This is a genomic window from Atopobium fossor DSM 15642 (assembly GCF_000483125.1).
Lineage (GTDB): Bacteria > Actinomycetota > Coriobacteriia > Coriobacteriales > Atopobiaceae > Atopobium > Atopobium fossor.
The window spans coordinates 725,588-743,541 of the sequence record NZ_KI519553.1 but is presented as its reverse complement, the minus strand read 5'-3'; the positions used below and the strand labels follow the sequence as shown (position 1 = coordinate 743,541).

Below are 17,954 nucleotides of genomic sequence, written 5' to 3'. Positions count from 1 at the left end.
CCTTCTATTTACCACAGCCAGCATCTATGAGTTTGCGTAGCTGAGCTAAGGAAATTGTTTTAATTTCTACATTTCCGATTGCGGTAGGAACTATAAGATTAACGCTTTGAGAGGCGCGTTTTTTGTCGTGTGTAGCAAATTTAAACAAGCTGTTATGGTCAATATCTGTGTTACTTGGTAAGCCATGCGCTTGTGTAATGCATTCAATGGATTTTACTAGTTGGGGATCACACCAGCCAAACTTGCTGGCACCACGAACCACGCAACACAAGCCAGCTGCTACACTGCTACCGTGTCCAAGACTAAAGTTACTTGCAGCCTCAATAGCATGTCCAAGCGTGTGGCCAAGGTTAAGAATTTGGCGCATACCTTGTTCTTTTTCATCAGCCTGAATTACCTTGCTTTTTATTTGCACATTTCGAGCGATGATATTCACAAGCTCTTGCGTACTGTAGTTTGCAGATGTGAGGGGATGGACTATAAGCTGGTCAAACAAAGACTTATCTGCAATAACGGCATGTTTAATAACCTCACCACAGCTATCGCGGAACAGCTCTGAAGAGATGGTTGTTAGAGTGTCTACATCTGCTATGACGGCCTTGGGTTGTAAAAAAGCGCCTACAAGATTTTTACCCGCCTGCAAGTCAATGGCTGTTTTTCCACCAACGGAGGAATCAACCATGGCAAGCAAAGAGGTGGGAACTTGCACCACATCTATACCACGCAGATATAAGGCTGCGCATAAACCAGCCATGTCTCCACATACGCCACCGCCCAAGGCAACAATAAGGTCTTTACGGGAAAGTTCTGCTGCGGCAATGCGTTCTAACAGTTCAGATAATGTACCAAAATGCTTGGATTTCTCGCCAGCATCAAATACTGCCGAGAAAACCGTGTAGCCTGCAGTATTCAGAGAGTGTGCAACACAATCCACATAAAGAGGTCCTACATTGCTGTCCGTGATAATAAATGCGCGCGTGCCGGCATTAACCGTATGTGCAATACTACCCACTTGTTCCAGCAGTTTAGTACCTACATGTACGTTATAGCTGACTGAGGGGGTAGTAACAGTAATCGTAGTATTCATCGTGCTTCAGCTTCTCTCTTCAGGCGATCGCCTTCTTCGAGTAGGGCATGAAGGGCATTGGCATCGGCTGTATCGAGCGCATCTTTGTATGCTTGTAGATTCTGAATAAGGGTTTCTATCTCGGAAGATAAGTTATCTGCGTTGTCCAAAAAAAGCTCAGTCCACATGGTTGCGTTTAAGCGCGCTACACGTGTGAGATCTTTGTATGACCCTGCCGAGAAGCCTTTGTGAGCTTGAGCGGCAGGACTTTTTACATAAGCATTGGAAACCACATGTGCAAGTTGGCTGGTATAGGCAATTTGCTCATCATGAAAATCTGGAGTTGCACTGGTGAAGGACGCAAAACCACAGGGTTCGAGCAATTCACGTAGACGTGCACAAATGCTCTTGTTGCTTGTATCTGTAGGGTTAGGCGTAATGTTTTGCGGCAAACATACTACGAGTGGAGCGTTTACAAACATATTGGCACGAGCTTTGCCATAACCAGAAAATTGAGTACCAGCCATGGGATGGCATCCAATAAAGGTCCAGCTGTGACCAGCTGCAATGCGGTTACAGGCAGTACATAAACTGCGTTTAACACCAGCTGTGTCTATAACTAGGGTGTGGGATGCAATGTTGTGTGCATGTGCTTCAAGCCATCGAACACATACTTCAGGATAGCCTGCTAGTACAATAAGTTCGCAAGCTCCGATGGTTTTCTCGTTAAGTTCACCGGCAATACCATCTGCCAGTGCCTCACACATAACCGAACGAACCACATCGTAGGCATATACGGTATAACCACCACGAACAAAGGCCTTTGCAAATGAACCACCAATTAAGCCTAGACTTAAAATACCTACCGTGTGTGCCCCAGAACTATCTGTCATTGTGCTCTCTATCTGCAAAAATCGTAAAAATATTCTATGTATTTATCAGATAATACTACGTATTTCATGCTCAAATGTTCTGAGCTTGGTATCGTAAACGTTGGTGTAACATTTCTCGGGTTATACTTAACTCCTACATGCCCTCATAGCTCAGTGGATTAGAGCGTTCGCCTCCGGAGCGAAAGGTCGTGGGTTCGATCCCCACTGAGGGCACCACCTGCTTGTTTGCTGGAGGACTCACGTGATTTGCCCCTACTGCGGCACACATATTGCAGACGATTTATCGGTCTGTCCGGCCTGCCATTCAACTTTGGAACTCACTATGCGGCTGCCCAAGTTGGATGGTACCTATTGCAAAACCTGTGGAGCTTTGATTCCCAATGACATGAGTTCGTGTCCTTCTTGCGGCATGCCTGTTACAAACAAACAGTCTGTAATGTCTATCAAATCTACTGCAGATTCCGTGCTTGAGGACAAGAAGAGCAGTGAATCTGCATCAGGTATCTCATCCCAAACAGTTTCTGTATCCGACAATACCCCTGCAGATGCACTAAGTGCTAACACGCCAGAGCAACTTACTCGCTCCACTTTATTGGGGGATCTGCCTTCACTCGAACCATCTAACATGTCTGAGGCAGAAACTGTAGCAAAGGCTGCGATTGTTAATTCAAGTTCTGATAGCAACTCTTCTTTAGATGAGCTGGATGACCTTGATGATCTTGACAGTCTGACTCATTTGGATGCTTCAACCAGCCAAGATGATGAGCCTCAACCATCTGAATCAGAACAAACCAATGCCATCCCACGCATTGCGAGCGCGCTTCCTGCAAATTCTAGTAATGGGTATGCATTTGAAAATCTTCCGAGTTTACGTACGGTAGCAACAGCCGCTGTTGCATCGTTATTACTGGTAGGTTGTGCTGTTTTGTATTTCACTCATCCTTGGGCACCCAATGGCTATACCACACAAAAATCTACAGAGGCAGACACGTCAAAAGCTGGTTTTCCTGGTGTAAAGGAAAAACTTGCTGGTCAAGATTCAGATACTACAGCTGCCACCACTCACGTAGAGTCTGCTGACGAGCAAACGTACAAAAAACTTGTTGAAGATTATAAAAAACTAGGTGAGCTCGCTCAGAAAACTAATAAGAATGTGGATTCATTCAGTTCGATAGCATTTAGCTCCGATACGGATGCTATTAAAAAAGCAGCGGATGAGGCCAAATCTCTTTCATATCAAACAAGCAATCTTATTTCGGAGATTCAGGCACTTGATACTACTACAGGTACCTATGTGACTCAGATTAACAACATGGGAACCCTTGGTAATTATCTGCGTAACCGCCTCGATATTGTTAATAAGGCATGGCAGGAGGTTTTATCGTCGGAAAATCCGTCTGCCGATAAAACTAATATTATGTCAATTCTTCGTTCGTCCCAAAATGGTTCGAGCCAAGAGGCTTATAAATCGCTCTTTGAACAGAACTATGAAAGTTGGAATCCGGAATCGTAGGTTTATCTTGCATTTTAACTCTGGTATTGCACAGACTTGTGTAATGAGCTTATTTTGTCCGTGCGAGACGTTCTGCACAAAGTGTGAACAGCTTTATGTGCTGGTAAACTAATTCGGATACCTATAGTGAAGGAGTGTTGCCCAAATGAGTTTGTTTGGAGATCCACTGCATACGCCTGAGTACAAGGTTGTTGGTGACGAGATAGCTGTGTTTACCACCAGCAAGGGTACTATTCGCGTTAAATTAGATGGAGCAGGCGCTCCCATTCATGTTGGTAACTTGTGCGAGTTGGCAGAATCTGGGTTTTATGATGACCTTAAGTTCCATCGCTATGTTCCCGGTTTTGTTATCCAGGGAGGTTGTCCTAACACGCGTGATCTTACCAGTGAAGAAGTTGCAGCTGGTAAGTCTGGTGAGTTTGGTATGCCTGGTACTGGTGGTCCTGGTTATTGTATTAAGCACGAGTATGATACAAACCCTCATAACAGCCATGAAGATGGTGCTTTGGCTATGGCTCGCTCCATGATGCCAGACTCTGCGGGCTCTCAGTTTTATTTCTGTTTAGGTCCACAGCATAATTTGGATAGTGGGTACACTGTTTTTGGTCAGACAATTGACGGATTTGATGTGATTGCATCTTTGCGTGCGGGAGATGTAATTGAATCTGTTCGTATTGAGCACGACAAGGCATAGCTCTTTGTTCTTGTTTTTGTAGCATAATCGAAGGAGCAATATGGATCAGCAAGCATTCGAAGCCGCTCGTACTGCCTATCAGCGTGGGGATTGGTCGTCTGTTGTATTTGCAATGGCAGCTGTTAAGGATCCGGGCGAGTTGTTTGGCGCAGCCGATCATCTCAAGGGTAATTCTTTAATGAAGCTTGGTCGTTTTGACGAAGCTGCTCAAGCTTATTCTGATGCCTTGCGTGATGAGGCGTACGGCAAGCGTGGTGCTTTGCTGTGCAACCAAGGTCGTGCGTTATTAGCCGCAGGCCGTAGTCAGGAGGCTGTGGATGTTCTCAATGCTGCTTTGCAAGATTCTGAGTACACAACTCCTTACAAGGCACAGGTAGCTCTAGGTGCAGCCCAACTTGCAATGGGTAATGTTCGTGATGCTGGTATTGCATATCGTAATGCTGCAATTGATGAAACAAATCCCAATCCAGCAAGTGCTCTTACCAGTTTGGGTGGCTGCTTTATGCAGCTTGGTCGTCCCATTGATGCAGTGGAGGCTTATCGTACGGCATTGGACTTTTCAACTCCTGCTGCTAATCAAAATGCTATTTATGCCCAGCTGGGCGATGCATATGTTGCTGCAAATCGCATGTCGGAAGCCCTTGATGCCTTTGGTCATGCACTGGCAGATGGTAGCTACGAGCTGACTGGCGAGCAACAGGCAGCATATGCTGCAGCGCAAAAAGCCTTGAGTGCGCTTACTGGCACCCAACCTTCAGAGACCGATGCATTTTTGGAGGCTGCTGGCTATGCAGGCACTGGCTCCTATGATCCCTTGGATCCCTTGGGTAAATCTGGCGAAATGATGCCTTCTCCTGAAGACACCGGTTTCTTCTCGGTGAGTGAGTCTGATCTTATTGAAGCTGAGAAGGGCAATCGTAAGGTTCGTCGCAAACATCGCCATATTGGTCGTAAGATTTTTATTACCCTGTTCATCTTGCTGCTGTTGGTAGCTGCTGCGGGTGGCGTAGCGTTTTATAAGGGCTATGGCTATCCTACACAGGAAAGCATTGTGACTCAGATGTTTGATTCTGTATCAAGCTCAGGTCAGGCTTCTCAGTATTTGAATAGTTCTCTTTCTGCTGATCAGCAACAAGAAATTGTTTCTAGCTTGCCTGTTGGGGCCAAGGTTTCTGTTGGTGGCGTAGACCGCTCCATGAGCTCTTCTAAGGTGTACGTAACCGCAACACTTCCAGAGGGTGGCACCCAGGATTACACCATTGATTTGATTCGTGATGGCATTTCTTGGAAGGTTACTGCTGTTAGTACAAGTTATGCCTCTCAAGCAACTCATGGTAATAACATTGCTATTAGTTCTGATACGCAAGAGGCCTCTTCTGATACCGCAAACACGCAGGAAGCAAATACTGAGTCTGCAAGTACCGCAAGCACTGATGCTGCTTCCACAAAAGCAGCAAGCACTGATACATCAAGTTCTGACGAGTAGTAACGTAATGTATCGTTCGTATTTATCTGAGTGTGTATGGTTGTAAAAATACGTTTGAAGGATACAACAACATGTCCTTTTTCGATTCTTTATTTAGTGAATATGGCGGCGATCTTGCTATTGATTTGGGTACCGCAAATACGCTGGTATCCGTTCGAGGCCAGGGTATTGTTCTAAACGAGCCCTCGGTTGTTGCAATTGATAAAGATGCTGAGCGAGTGCTAGCTGTTGGTGCAGATGCAAAACGCATGGTTGGTCGTACTCCTGGGTCTATCATGGCAGTACGTCCGCTTAAGGATGGCGTTATTGCAGACTTTGATGTAACCGAAGTTATGCTTCGCTACTTTATCGAGAAAGCCCGTGGGTCTCGCCATTATCCGTGGTCTCCGCGTCCGCGTGTTGTTGTTTGTGTTCCTTCTGGCGTTACCTCTGTAGAAAAGCGTGCCGTATTTGAAGCAACTATTTCTGCTGGTGCGCGTCAGGCTTATCTTATTGAAGAGCCAATGGCGGCAGCTATTGGTGCAGATCTTCCCATTGAAGATCCAACGGGCTCTATGGTTGTAGACATTGGTGGTGGCACCACCGAGGTGGCTGTTATTGCTATGGGCGGCATTGTTGTTTCTCAGTCCATCCGTACTGCTGGTGATGAATTTGATCAAACCATTCTTGAGCATGTTCGTGACGCCTATAACCTATCCATTGGTGAGCGCACTGCAGAAGACATTAAGATTAAGGTTGGTTCTGCTGCTCCGCTACGCGAAGAGCTTGACGTTGAGGTAAATGGTCGCGATGTTATAAATGGTCTTCCCAAATCTGTACGTATTGAATCTGAGGAAATTCGTCGTGCGCTGGATAGGCCTCTAGACGAGGTTACCAAGGCAGTTAAGGATGCTTTGGATGTAACGCCTCCAGATCTTGCAAGCGATCTTATGTATTACGGCATTTTGCTTACGGGTGGCGGAGGTATGCTACGCGGTCTTGATTCTCGCTTGCGTGATGAGACGGGCGTCCCTGTAAATGTAAGCCCTACGGCTCTCGAGAACGTTGTAAATGGTTGCGCGCGCGTTCTTGATGCTAATGCTTTGTCGGGCGGTTTTATTCAAAGTGCAGGCCAGTAAACCGTGGCCTTGCTTTCGCCTCACTCTGCTCGTACAACTGGAATGCCGCGTAAAGGCGCAACCGGCGGTCGTCTGGCAACAATTTTATGTATCATTGCGCTTATCGTTTTTACGCTAAGTTGTAGGGAAGCGGGTCATGGTCCTATTACCACTACCCGTGATCTCTTTAGTGTTATTACGACACCAGTTCGTGGTATTGGTTCTTTTATTGCTTCACCCATAAAGGGCATGGGTAATATCTTTTCCAATCTGACGGCAAGCCAAGAGACTCTGAGCGATCTCAAAGCACAAAACGATAAGCTTCGCGCTCAAAACGCAGAGCTCTCTGAGGCTCAGCAATCCGCTGAGCGCCTTCAGGGACTTCTCAATCTCAAGAGCTCTTACAAATTGGAATCTACAGCAGCGCATGTTGTTTCGGGTTCCACGGATTCTTGGAGCTCTACTATTACTATTGATAAGGGCTCTGCAGCTGGTATGCAAGTTGGTATGCCTGTCACGGATTCAACAGGTGTTATTGGCCAGATTTCCGAGGTTGGTCCTACTTCTTCTGTAGTTCGACTTATTTCTGATGAATCTTCTTCTGTTTCGGCTATGGTGCAGGCAAGCCGTGCACAAGGTATGCTTGTTGGCTCTGCGGATGGTACGCTACGCTTGACTTTGGTAACTACCGATCAATCCGTGGCAGTAGGAGATACTATTGTAACCAGCGGTTTAGGTGGTATTTATCCTAAAGGTTTGCCTTTGGGCACCGTAAGCTCTATCGAGAAAAACGCTGGAGCTATGTATTACGTTATTACGGTTAAGCCCTTTACTAAGTCTTCCAGCTTTGAAGAAGTGCTTGTCATTACTTCTTTGACAGATGAGCAACAGGCAACAAACGAGGAAGCTGCTCAGGCGGATAAACAGGAGTCTTCGTCTACCTCTGCGGCATCTACTACTGCAGCTACAGATGATGCAGCAGCACAGTCTTCCGAAGACGAATCAGATACAAAGCAAAGGAGGTAAGACAATGGCAATGCAAGTTAATGACAACAATAAAAAGCGTAAAGCTTTACTTATTGCTGCAATTAGCTGTTTTGTGCTTCAACTGGCCATTGTTCCAAACTTTGGTTTGTTTGATGGACGCATTAATATATGCATGATTACCGCTGTGTTTATTGCCCTTGGAATTGGCGGAAAAACGGGCGTTATTGCTGGATTTATTGCTGGCTTGTTTTTTGATCTTACAACCACAGGTCCTGTAGGCCTTATGGCTTTTGAACTGACCTTAGCCTCTTACTTTATTGGTATGGAAAGTCGTAACAAACTTATTGATGGTCACGGCATAGTCTTCCAGCAGTTTTTAATTGCTTGCGTTTTAGTTGAGTTGATCTATGCGCTTGCCATGATTCTTACGGGTCATTCTACAAATATTCTGTTTGCTTTTGGCATGCATACCATTCCTGCTATTGTGCTGGATAGTCTTGTATTTGTAGCTGTGTTATTGATTTTTTCATCACGCATGGGTGGGTCTGCACCATCCTTCTCAGGCAAGCAACCTGGGCATGGTGCACGATTTTCTGGTAAGAAGTTCTAGGGGCTCCTATGTCGTTAGCTCTTATCATCTTATGTATTGTCGCCGTTGCAGCAATAGCAGTTGCTGCAATCGTGTTTATAACTATGCGTTCTGGCAGTAAACGTTTTACCTTTGATATTGGTGGTCAAGCACCACGCGCAGCAGGTGGAGAAGATCATTCGACTGAAGGTGGCTTTAAAACACGCCTGTACGGCCTTGCTGTATTTTCCGGCGCTATTATTACAGCGCTCATTGGAAAACTATGGAGTATGCAGCTCGTCTCATCAGATGAGTATGCCAAACAAGCGGAAAGTAATCGCACGCGTTCTATTTCTACTTCCGCACCACGCGGGCGTATTTTGGACCGCAATGGTGTTGAGCTGGTAGGCAATCGTTCAAGCCTAACAGTGGTTGCAAAGGCTGATGTACTTAATGATGAGATTAAACTTCAGTTGTTAGCAAACCTTTTAGGTATGCCAAAGATTGCTGTAAAAAGAAAAATTCAAGATACGTCTGCTGGCGCACAAAGCCTGCGCGTAGTTGCAAGCGATGTCAGCCGTCGTGTTGTTGCGTATTTGGGTGAGCATGCAGATTTATTTGAGGGCATTACGGTGGAAATACGCTCTACACGTAATTACCCACAAGGTAATTTAGCGGCGCATTTGCTGGGTTATACGGGATCGGTAACACAGGATTTTATTGAGAAACATAATACGGAAGATCAAAGCTCTCCTAAATATGAGCTGGGCGACATTGTCGGACAGGCTGGAATTGAATATCAGTACGAGTCCGTTTTACAGGGTGTTCATGGAGAGCAAAAAGTGTATGTGGATGCATCTGGTAGGGTTGTGGACTACTCCACATCCGTAGATGCTACGCCTGGTTCTGATATTACGCTTACCATTGATGCCAAGATTCAAAAAGGTGCAGAAGAGGGATTGGCGCACGCCATTAAAGCTTCTCAAAAGAAGGGCAATGCAGACTGTAAGGCGGGAGCCGTTGTTGTTATTGATGTCACCAATGGTGAGATTTTGGCTATGGCAAGTGCCCCAACTTATGATCCCAGTATTTTTATTGGTGGCATTTCTAATGATGACTGGTCTGAATTGTCAAATGAGGCCAATAGTTATCCACTGATGAATCGTGCAGTAGATGGTGCCTATATGTCTGCATCTACCATTAAGCCCATTAATGCACTTGCTGCTTTGGATAATGGTCTTGCAAGTTTTGATTCTGGTTATAACTGTACTGGTTTTTGGACTGGTTTTGGTAAAGCATCTGGCCAGTATTGTTGGAACCATGATGGCCATGGCTATATGACCTTACAAACTGGTATTACATTTTCTTGTGACGTTGTTTTTTACGAAATTGGTAAGAGCTTCTGGCAAGCAGATGATGCTCATAAGTGGGGCATGCAAGACACAATGAAAAAGTGGGGCTTTGGCTCAAAAACGGGTATTGACCTGCCCAGTGAGGGAGAGGGTCGCGTGCCAGATGAAAAGTGGAAGTGGAATTATTACACCACAAGTTCTGATGAAGATCGCCAATGGAAGGGTGGAGACAACACCAACATCGCTATTGGTCAAGGTGACTTGCTGGCAACACCCATTCAATTGGTGAGTACCTATATGGGTTTGGCAAACAGAGGTACTATCTGGAAGCCTCGCGTACTAAAAAGTGTTCAATCACATTCTGGTAAAGGTACTATTTTGGAGACAAGTGCTTCTAAGCGCCTTGAACCCAAGCAAACTGCTGAGCAGTACGATATGTTACACCGTGCGCTTGAGGGTGTAATTTATGAGGAAGATCAGGCTACTGCAGCACACTTTACCAATCTTCCAGTGCGCGTAGCAGGCAAGACAGGTTCTGGAGAGCGTGCGGGCGAAGCGGCAACAGGCTGGTTATGTGCCTATGCGCCAGCAGATGATCCCAAGTATGCTATCGCGGCAGTTGTCGAGAAGGGCGGCTTTGGTGCAACATCGGCCATGTATGCAGTTCGAGACACTCTAGGTGCTATTTATGATTCACCGGATACCGTAAATGATGCCGCAGATATCGAAACGCACTAATATTGCATAGTGAAAGGGGGAGTAATGGCTATTGAGACACCAAAACAAAGCTTGTCAGATATTGGTTTTGGAAGTATTTTGTCCTCTATGTTTGGCGGCGATGCTGGTAAGTCACCTTCTCATGCTCGTATTAGGCCAATCAAACATCGTTTTGGCAGCTATTATCTAGCCAACCTTATTCCCGCAATTCTGTTATGCGCTTACGGACTGCTGGTAGTTTGGTCTGCTTCTTTGACTATACCGGAAGCTTCCTTGCCCCGACAGATGCTTGGTGTGGGTATTGGCTTTATAGGTGCAGCCCTTATTCGTCGTTATGATTATCGCAATCTTGCCAATATGACCAATATCTTACTGGCAATAGATATTGCTTTAATGCTTATGCCAAAGGTTCCCGGTTTGTCTTATTCCGCAAAAGGTTTGACAGGCTGGGTTCAAATTCCCTTTATTCACCTTCGCATGCAACCTTCTGAGGTGGCAAAGCTTGTTACTATTTTTTTGATGGCTTCATTAAGCGCTCAATACAATGGCAAGATAGAGACATTGCGTGATTATGTGCGTCTCTGTGCCTATTTGCTTGTGCCCTTTGCCTTGATTCTTACTCAGCCAGATTTGGGTACCGGTCTTGTTATCTTGGTTTCTGGTGCAGCTATTATTATTTGTGCTGGTGCTCGACGGAGTTGGGTCTTGGTAACCATTGCTCTGATAATTGTTGCTTCTGCTTTTATCATTATTACCTCTATGACACCTGGACTTCCGCACCTCTTAAAGGAGTATCAGCTTAACCGACTTATTGTCTTTGTTGATCCCAATGTAAGTCCTACGGGTGACGGCTATAACCTTTTACAGTCTAAAATTGCAGTTGGTTCTGGTGGTTTTTTTGGTAAAGGCATTGGTCATGCAACGCAGGCAGGTGGAGGATTTTTGCCAGAGGCTCATACGGACTTTGTATTTGCCTTGCTTTCGGAAGAGTTTGGTTTTGTTGGTGCTGTTATTTTACTGAGCTTATTTGCCGTACTGATTTTCTCAGCTATTCGATTGGCTCTTAAATTGGAATCTCCCTTTGGTAAGCTAGTTTTAGTTGGTGTGGTTGCTATGTGGTCATTCCAATTGCTCGAAAATGTGGGTATGTGTATTGGCATCATGCCTATTACAGGCATTCCACTACCGTTCATTAGTTTTGGATCGTCTTCTATGGTGGTGCAACTTTTGTCAATTGGTATCGTTCAGAGTGTTTACCTACATCGAACAAAGGCAGCGTAGGGAGCAGTTTTATGCGCATTCCAAAAACATCAGTTGACACACTCAAAAACGCTGCCTCACTGTTTATGAAGGCGGATGACGTAACGCCCATTCGTGTGCATGTGTATGTTGATTTAAGTGCAGAAGATTTTATTATCAATACGGTCAAAGCATTATTTATTCCCGTTGATCCTCAGGCACAGCTGTGCATCTTTAGTGTGTGTTCAGTGGTAGACAGTCCTGCTCATGTACATCCTGCTGCGGATTGCGATGCGTGCATTGTATTGTGTGGTCACAATAGTTCAGCAATTATCCGTGTGGTGGATGAATATCTTGCAGCACAGGTGCCGTGTGCAATGATTGCACGCTCTAGTATCGAGATGCCGGTGTTATCGTTTGAACATGACGAATCTCTCGTGGGACTCATTGCTGCCTCCGATGCTTCTACGCTTGAACAAAAACTTGCTTTATGGACTGCCAATTCGCTTGCCGAGAAGGGCATTGCATTTGCCCGTGCTTTTAGCTTTGCACGAAGAGCAAAGGTCAATCAGCTTGTGCGCACCTGTGCTTTGCAGAATGCGGCCGTAGGAGCAATCAACTTTATTCCTGGTGCAGATATGCCAGTTATGACCACCAATCAAATGCGTTTAGCACTTGATATTGCGCAGGTATATGGGCGCGAGCAAGATCTTTCACGCATGGGAGATATTGCCGCAGTGGTGGGAGCGGGTATGGTATATCGTGGAGCCGCTCGTGCGTTGCTAGGTGCCATTCCTGTGGCGGGAATTGTGGCAAAAGCTGGCGTTGGGTTTGGTGGAACGGTTTCCACTGGACGAGCGCTCGCTGCACGGTTTGAGCTGGAAGATCGCATGCAAAAAAACATGGATGTCTGATGAAAGCATTCGGTTGTAAAAGTATTGTTCGGGTCTTCTTAGTATTCTAATCTGTGTTGGTAAGTGTAGTTCATGAGTTTTTGTAGTGAATAACATCAATTAGCTGGATTTTCTTGTTGACCAAGCTGTCAAGCGATGATAAAGTTACCAGCTGTTGCACTCACTCATAGCAATGAAGGGCATTAAACATGTACGCAATCATTACGACTGGCGGCAAGCAGTATAAGGTTGCCAAGGGCGACGTCATCGACGTAGAGAAGCTCGACGCGCAGCCTGGCGATAAGGTTAAGCTTGACGTCCTCATGCTCAGCGACGGCAAAACTGTTATTGTCGATCCTGAGAAAGTTTCTAAGATGTCTGTTTCGGCAGAGGTTGTAGAACAGTTCAAGGGCGAGAAGCAGCTTGTCTTTAAGTTCCACAAGCGTAAGCGCTATCACCGTCTTAACGGTCACAGGCAGAACCTCACTAAGCTTTCTATTGTAAAGCTTCCTGCTAAGCCTCGTGCCGCTAAGGCTGCATCTACTGCTGATGAGTCCGCAGCAGAGTAGTTCGAGTATTTCCTAGTTGAGTAGAAGGTAGGTTTAACATGGCTCACAAGAAAGGTCTCGGCTCCTCTCGTAACGGCCGCGACTCTAACGCACAGCGTCTTGGCACCAAGATTTATGGTGGTCAGGCAATTAAGACTGGTCAGATTATCGTTCGCCAGCGTGGTACTCACATTACTCCAGGTGCTAATGTAGGACGTGGCAAGGATGACACCCTGTTTGCTCTTGTTGACGGCACTGTAGAGTTTAAGAAGGGTATCAAGCATACCGTTTCCGTTATTCCTGCACAGGCATAACAAAGAACGTTTATAATGAGCGCGAGACCTCCGACTTAGTCGGGGGTCTCGTTTTGTATGTGGTTGTTTCATATAGGGTATTATTGCTGCTGATATGGCATGGTTCCATATGTAGGAACGTTACACTAGAAGTATTGTTTGAACTTATTTGAGTCGCCAAAAGGAGGCTCTATGTCATTGTTTACAGATTTATCTCATATTAATGTCATTGGGGGCAATGGCGGGGCGGGTTGTATGTCTTTCCGTCGAGAAGCCCATGTACCTAAAGGTGGTCCTGATGGGGGAGATGGTGGTCGTGGTGGAGATGTCATTGTTATGGCAGATCCTCAGTTGTCTTCTTTGATTGATTACCGTTATAAGCACCATTTCAAGGCTGAGCGCGGTACGCATGGCAAGGGTGCCCGAAAGCATGGTAGTGACGGTGAGGATTTGATTTTAAAGGTGCCCCTTGGTACGGTTGTGCGTGAGCTTGACCCTCAAACCATGGAACCCTTGTATGATATTGCTGATCTTACACATCCAGGCGAACATGTTATTGTGGGTCCTGGTGGCGTGGGAGGCAAGGGTAATATCCATTTTGTTACCTCTACACGTCGTGCTCCTGCATTTGCCGAAAAAGGCGAGCCTGCTTTAGAACACTGGATTGAGCTGGAAATGAAGCTCATGGCAGATGTTGCGTTGGTTGGTATGCCATCTGTTGGTAAAAGCTCATTAATTGCTCGCATTAGTGCTGCAAAGCCTAAGGTGGCAGATTATCCCTTTACCACTCTTGTGCCAAACCTGGGTATGGTGCGTGCGCACGACGAGTCGTCTTTTGTTGTAGCAGATATTCCTGGTCTTATTGAGGGGGCAAGTGAGGGTAAGGGTCTTGGTCATGAGTTTTTGCGTCATATCGAGCGAACAGCCCTGCTTGTTCATTTAGTTGATATAACTGGTGGCTTTGAAGGCCGCAATCCCGTAGAAGATTACCGCATCATCAACAATGAGCTTTGTACCTACGCTGCCGATTTGGCACAACGCCCTATGGTGGTCGTGGCAAATAAGATTGATATGCCTGGTACAGAAGATTCCGTCCAACAACTGCGTAAGGCCGCAGCAGCAGACGGACATCCCTTCTTTGCTATTTCTACGGTAACGGGCGAAGGTTTGGACGAGCTGGTAGGTCATTGTGCCACCGAAGTTGCTCAACTCCGTAAACAGCTTCAGATTGATGCGTCTACGCCTTCTAACGATAAGATTTGGGAGGAGCGTCGTCAGCGCCGTGATAAAGCCTTTACCATCGAGAATTTGGGTGGCGGGGTATTCCAGGTTAAGGGTGCAGCTATTGAACGCATGGTTGTTCAAACAGACTGGGATAACGATGAGGCTATTGTTTACTTACAGCATCGTTTTGATCGTATTGGCTTGGATGATCAACTTGCTAAGGCTGGCTGCAAGAATGGTGATGAAGTTCGCATCCTGGGTTACTCGTTTGAATACGATGGCTTTGATGATGACGATTTTGCGGAACTTATTGATGAGGATGACGAGCTTCTCATTAGTAATGAAGATGCTTTGCTCCAAAAACAAGCAGTAGACGAGGAGTAAAAGGTGGATACGCAAGTATTTGAGGGTCTTGACCTTCCAGTGCTTGGAGTTACTAGTGCAAAAACGTATCGTTTGGGCATTATGGGCGGAACCTTTGATCCGATTCATAATGGCCATCTTGTGGCTGCCGAGCAGGCATTGGGAGATCTTGATCTTGATGTGGTAGTCTTCATGCCTGCGGGTAGTCCTGCTTTTAAGCAGGATGCACAGGTAACATCTGCAACAGACCGTTATGCTATGACATTACTTGCTACAGCAGACAATCCTCATTTTGTAACAAGTCGTTTTGAGATTGACCGTGAAGGTATTACCTATACGGCAGATACTCTCAGTACCTTGCGCGAACTCTATCCATCCAATGTTGAACTGTACTTTATTACAGGTGCCGATGCTATTATCGACATTGTAAAGTGGCATGATGCCAAGAAAATTGCGCGTTTGGCACGCTTGGTCGCAGCTACACGTCCTGGATATGATTTAGATAACGCAACGGACGTTATTTTTAACTCTGGCATTGACTTTGATGTAACCTACCTTGAGGTTCCCGCATTGGCTATCTCCTCAAGTTATTTGCGCAATCGCATAGGAGCCGGTCAATCACTAGCGTACTTAACACCCGATTCTGTTATTGGCTATATTTCTAAAAGAGGGTTGTATGGACAACATACACGTTCATGACACTTCTTCTCAACAAACTTTTGCACAGCAAGTCGTTGAAGAACCAATTTACAGTTCTCAGCAACTAGCGGATATTCGCACCTACGAAGCGGATCTATGTGCTCATATGGAGCATAATCCTCACAGACTGGCTCATAGCATGTCTGTTGCTAAGACAGCCCAACATCTAGCGCTTGTGTATGGTGTTGATACGTTTAAGGCGCGTGTTGCGGGCATTTTGCATGATTGGGAGAAAGTTAACACTACGGCAGATCAGCTTGCTAAGGCACGTGAACTTAATATAGATTTTGGTGTAGATCTGACATTAGTTGGTGCTTTGGTGCATGGACCTATTGCACAAAAAACACTTGTACAGCGATACCCAAAGCTCAGCGCTGATATTTTACAAGCTATTGCACGCCACACCATCGCAGATGAACAAATGTCTGATTTAGACAAGGTAGTTTTTATTGCGGATGCTATAGAACCACTACGAGCGCCTGTACAAGCTCTGGATCATCTTCGCTCGCAGGTAGGACAGCTTGATTTAGATAGCTTGTTCTGGGAAACCTTTGTAGAGGGTATTTTGTATGTACTGAGCACCCATCGTTACCTGTATCCTAGAACAATAGAAATTTACAATACACTTGTTATACAACGTGCCACTACAAAGGAGCATGCATGAGCGTTACCCCTCTAGAGCTCGCAAAGGTTGCAGCAACAGCTGCCAACGAGAAAAAAGTTGAGGATTTAGTTCTTATTGATGTATCGGGAAGTTCGGATATTTGTGATTACTTCTTGATTTGCACTGCTGCTAATAATCGCTTAGCGGATTCGGTTATTGATGAGATAGAAGAGAAGGTTGGCATTAATTGTGCCGAGAAACCCATTTCCATTGAAGGTCGTGAGGATAAAACCTGGATTTTAATGGATTATGGAGCAGTTTTAATTAACGTTTTTTTGCCAGAACAGCGTGATTATTATCGCTTGGACAAGCTCTGGGGAGATGCTCCTTGCGTTGCATTGGACTTGGATTAAGAAATACTTCCTTTACCACCGGTTGGTTTGGTATCGGTTGTGTGATTGCTAAAGCGCAAGTCATGTCCATAGGAAAGTGCTTGTGAGCCAAAGCGCTTACGCAACTGATCATACGTCTCGGCAAGTTTTTGCTTGTCGAGATTTTTCTTTTGATGAATATGCTTTTGCTTAGAATTGTTGTCAAAGAGCGAGAGTTGCGTAGAAGCAACGCTAGAAAACTCACTAACACCTATGCCCAGCAGGCGAATGGGCATGCCGTCCTTCCACACTTTTTGTAAAAGCTCTTTGGCGGTGTGGGCCAAAATAGTTTGGTTATTGGTATTGGTGTTGAGTTGTGTTTGCACCGTTTTTTGATGAGCAAAATCAAACTTTACTTTGAGTGTGACTGTGTGGCCGGCCATATGCTTGGTGCGTAAACGCTCTGCAGTAAGGCTAGCTATATGTTCGATGGCAGCATATATTTCTGTAGAAGAAATCAAATCTTTTGCAAAGGTACGTTCGGCTGAGATGGACTTTGGATCTTCTTTTTTCATAAAGGGAGCAACTGTACTGATTTCTTGACCACGAGCCCGTAAAAGCATGGTAATACCAAAGCTTCCAAACTCACGCTCAATAATGGTTTTATCTGCACAGGCAAGCTGACCAAGAGTAACTATTCCTAAGTGATGGAGCTTTTTGGTAGCTGCTTTACCAATGCCGCTCATGGTGTGTACAGGTAGCGGAGCCAAAAAAGCAATGCTGTCTTGAGGAGATACTACATATAGACCATGTGGCTTTTTACGTTCTGAAGCGATTTTTGCAATAGTTTTGTTGATGCCCAGTCCAATAGAGCAGGTAATGCCTAGTTGAGATACCTGTTGTTGGATACGTATGCAAATGTCTTGAGGAGATTCTTTTGAGTAACGTCCTGGTGTAATGTCAAAAAAGGCCTCGTCTATAGAAACCTGCTCTACGAGTGGTGTTTCATTGAGAATACAGGCTATGACCTTACGACTAAGTTCGCGATATCTATCAAAATGTCCGGCTGTCCAAATGGCATCTGGACACAGGCGACGTGCTTGTGCAGAGGGCATGGCAGAATGGACGCCAAACTTGCGTGCTTCATACGATGCGGTAGAAACAACACCACGTTTATCAGCAGAGCCACCTACAATTACAGGCTTGCCACGCCACTGAGGATGATCAAGCTGCTCTACTGAGGCAAAAAATGCGTCAAGATCAAGTAGGCCAATGGCTGGACCAGTCCAAGAATTTTTTGCAGGATTAGAAGTTGTATCTATGTTTTTTGTACACGTCATAGCTCTA

Annotated in this window: 18 protein-coding genes and 1 tRNA gene; 16 read left to right on the top strand and 3 right to left on the bottom strand. The window is 45.5% G+C overall.

From position 1 onward, the window contains the following. Positions 1 to 4 precede the first annotated feature (4 nt). Together aroB and G469_RS0106195 are read right to left on the bottom strand one after the other, a co-directional pair. A complete protein-coding gene (gene aroB, locus G469_RS0106200; protein WP_028264314.1) occupies positions 5 to 1,087 on the bottom strand; it encodes a 3-dehydroquinate synthase in 1,083 nt (360 codons plus the stop codon). Next, positions 1,084 to 1,959 carry a prephenate dehydrogenase gene (locus G469_RS0106195; protein WP_028264313.1) on the bottom strand — a complete coding sequence of 292 codons (876 nt, stop codon included), beginning with the start codon at positions 1,957 to 1,959 and terminating at the stop codon, positions 1,084 to 1,086. The genes aroB and G469_RS0106195 overlap by 4 nt, the downstream gene beginning before the upstream one ends. A 139-nt stretch (positions 1,960 to 2,098) precedes the next feature. Between G469_RS0106195 and G469_RS0106190 the strand changes: the two genes are divergently transcribed. The 16 genes from G469_RS0106190 (at position 2,099) to rsfS (ending at position 16,649) form a co-directional block, all read left to right on the top strand. Continuing rightward, a tRNA-Arg gene (locus tag G469_RS0106190) sits at positions 2,099 to 2,175 on the top strand. A gap of 25 nt (positions 2,176 to 2,200) precedes the next feature. Next, positions 2,201 to 3,472 (top strand): zinc ribbon domain-containing protein, encoded by a 1,272-nt coding sequence (locus G469_RS0106185; protein ID WP_169726182.1) that lies wholly within the window; start codon positions 2,201 to 2,203, stop codon positions 3,470 to 3,472. Positions 3,473 to 3,617: 145 nt separating this feature from the next. Then, a complete protein-coding gene (locus tag G469_RS0106180) occupies positions 3,618 to 4,166 on the top strand; it encodes a peptidylprolyl isomerase (protein ID WP_028264311.1) in 549 nt (182 codons plus the stop codon). A gap of 40 nt (positions 4,167 to 4,206) precedes the next feature. Then, the gene (locus G469_RS0106175; protein ID WP_028264310.1) at positions 4,207 to 5,652 is read left to right on the top strand and encodes a tetratricopeptide repeat protein; all 1,446 of its coding nucleotides are present in this window, start codon (positions 4,207 to 4,209) and stop codon (positions 5,650 to 5,652) included. 71 nt (positions 5,653 to 5,723) lie between these two features. After that, complete coding sequence (mreB, locus tag G469_RS0106170) at positions 5,724 to 6,770, top strand: rod shape-determining protein (protein ID WP_028264309.1); 1,047 nt, start codon at positions 5,724 to 5,726, stop codon at positions 6,768 to 6,770. A gap of 3 nt (positions 6,771 to 6,773) precedes the next feature. Beyond that, positions 6,774 to 7,775 carry a rod shape-determining protein MreC gene (gene mreC / locus G469_RS0106165; protein ID WP_028264308.1) on the top strand — a complete coding sequence of 334 codons (1,002 nt, stop codon included), beginning with the start codon at positions 6,774 to 6,776 and terminating at the stop codon, positions 7,773 to 7,775. A 4-nt stretch (positions 7,776 to 7,779) separates the two neighbouring features. Next, positions 7,780 to 8,346, top strand: a complete 567-nt coding sequence (gene mreD / locus G469_RS08950; protein ID WP_051353802.1) for a rod shape-determining protein MreD — start codon at positions 7,780 to 7,782, stop codon at positions 8,344 to 8,346. Between the two features lie 8 nt (positions 8,347 to 8,354). Further along, entirely contained in the window at positions 8,355 to 10,394 is a 2,040-nt protein-coding gene (gene mrdA, locus G469_RS0106155; RefSeq protein ID WP_028264307.1) for a penicillin-binding protein 2, read from the top strand. Between the two features lie 24 nt (positions 10,395 to 10,418). Then, on the top strand, positions 10,419 to 11,654 hold the full coding sequence (locus G469_RS0106150) for an FtsW/RodA/SpoVE family cell cycle protein (RefSeq protein WP_028264306.1): 1,236 nt from the start codon (positions 10,419 to 10,421) through the stop codon (positions 11,652 to 11,654). An 11-nt stretch (positions 11,655 to 11,665) separates the two neighbouring features. Further along, a complete protein-coding gene (locus tag G469_RS0106145) occupies positions 11,666 to 12,526 on the top strand; it encodes a DUF697 domain-containing protein (RefSeq protein ID WP_028264305.1) in 861 nt (286 codons plus the stop codon). 188 nt (positions 12,527 to 12,714) lie between these two features. Continuing rightward, positions 12,715 to 13,074 carry a 50S ribosomal protein L21 gene (gene rplU, locus G469_RS0106140; protein ID WP_028264304.1) on the top strand — a complete coding sequence of 120 codons (360 nt, stop codon included), beginning with the start codon at positions 12,715 to 12,717 and terminating at the stop codon, positions 13,072 to 13,074. Between the two features lie 38 nt (positions 13,075 to 13,112). After that, positions 13,113 to 13,367, top strand: a complete 255-nt coding sequence (gene rpmA, locus G469_RS0106135) for a 50S ribosomal protein L27 (RefSeq protein ID WP_002563742.1) — start codon at positions 13,113 to 13,115, stop codon at positions 13,365 to 13,367. 171 nt (positions 13,368 to 13,538) lie between these two features. Next, positions 13,539 to 14,954: a GTPase ObgE gene (gene obgE / locus G469_RS0106130; RefSeq protein ID WP_035425412.1), complete on the top strand. Its 1,416-nt coding sequence runs from the start codon at positions 13,539 to 13,541 to the stop codon at positions 14,952 to 14,954. A 3-nt stretch (positions 14,955 to 14,957) separates the two neighbouring features. Continuing rightward, on the top strand, positions 14,958 to 15,632 hold the full coding sequence (gene nadD, locus G469_RS0106125; protein WP_028264302.1) for a nicotinate-nucleotide adenylyltransferase: 675 nt from the start codon (positions 14,958 to 14,960) through the stop codon (positions 15,630 to 15,632). Further along, positions 15,610 to 16,296, top strand: a complete 687-nt coding sequence (gene yqeK / locus G469_RS0106120; protein WP_028264301.1) for a bis(5'-nucleosyl)-tetraphosphatase (symmetrical) YqeK — start codon at positions 15,610 to 15,612, stop codon at positions 16,294 to 16,296. Before nadD ends, yqeK begins: the two co-directional genes overlap by 23 nt. Beyond that, positions 16,293 to 16,649: a ribosome silencing factor gene (rsfS, locus tag G469_RS0106115; protein ID WP_028264300.1), complete on the top strand. Its 357-nt coding sequence runs from the start codon at positions 16,293 to 16,295 to the stop codon at positions 16,647 to 16,649. Before yqeK ends, rsfS begins: the two co-directional genes overlap by 4 nt. Here the strand turns inward: rsfS and dinB are convergent. Then, positions 16,646 to 17,947 (bottom strand): DNA polymerase IV, encoded by a 1,302-nt coding sequence (gene dinB, locus G469_RS0106110; protein WP_028264299.1) that lies wholly within the window; start codon positions 17,945 to 17,947, stop codon positions 16,646 to 16,648. The two genes, rsfS and dinB, sit on opposite strands and share 4 nt — an antisense overlap. Between the last annotated feature and the right edge of the window lie 7 nt (positions 17,948 to 17,954).

Bases quoted from the DNA above. Each gene is read 5' to 3' on its own strand.
- aroB (WP_028264314.1), bottom strand. From the start codon at position 1,087: ATGAATACTACGATTACTGTTACTACCCCCTCAGTCAGCTATAACGTA.
- G469_RS0106195 (WP_028264313.1), bottom strand. From the start codon at position 1,959: ATGACAGATAGTTCTGGGGCACACACGGTAGGTATTTTAAGTCTAGGC.
- G469_RS0106180 (WP_028264311.1), top strand. From the start codon at position 3,618: ATGAGTTTGTTTGGAGATCCACTGCATACGCCTGAGTACAAGGTTGTT.
- G469_RS0106175 (WP_028264310.1), top strand. From the start codon at position 4,207: ATGGATCAGCAAGCATTCGAAGCCGCTCGTACTGCCTATCAGCGTGGG.
- mreB (WP_028264309.1), top strand. From the start codon at position 5,724: ATGTCCTTTTTCGATTCTTTATTTAGTGAATATGGCGGCGATCTTGCT.
- mreD (WP_051353802.1), top strand. From the start codon at position 7,780: ATGGCAATGCAAGTTAATGACAACAATAAAAAGCGTAAAGCTTTACTT.
- mrdA (WP_028264307.1), top strand. From the start codon at position 8,355: ATGTCGTTAGCTCTTATCATCTTATGTATTGTCGCCGTTGCAGCAATA.
- G469_RS0106150 (WP_028264306.1), top strand. From the start codon at position 10,419: ATGGCTATTGAGACACCAAAACAAAGCTTGTCAGATATTGGTTTTGGA.
- G469_RS0106145 (WP_028264305.1), top strand. From the start codon at position 11,666: ATGCGCATTCCAAAAACATCAGTTGACACACTCAAAAACGCTGCCTCA.
- rplU (WP_028264304.1), top strand. From the start codon at position 12,715: ATGTACGCAATCATTACGACTGGCGGCAAGCAGTATAAGGTTGCCAAG.
- rpmA (WP_002563742.1), top strand. From the start codon at position 13,113: ATGGCTCACAAGAAAGGTCTCGGCTCCTCTCGTAACGGCCGCGACTCT.
- obgE (WP_035425412.1), top strand. From the start codon at position 13,539: ATGTCATTGTTTACAGATTTATCTCATATTAATGTCATTGGGGGCAAT.
- yqeK (WP_028264301.1), top strand. From the start codon at position 15,610: ATGGACAACATACACGTTCATGACACTTCTTCTCAACAAACTTTTGCA.
- rsfS (WP_028264300.1), top strand. From the start codon at position 16,293: ATGAGCGTTACCCCTCTAGAGCTCGCAAAGGTTGCAGCAACAGCTGCC.
- dinB (WP_028264299.1), bottom strand. From the start codon at position 17,947: ATGACGTGTACAAAAAACATAGATACAACTTCTAATCCTGCAAAAAAT.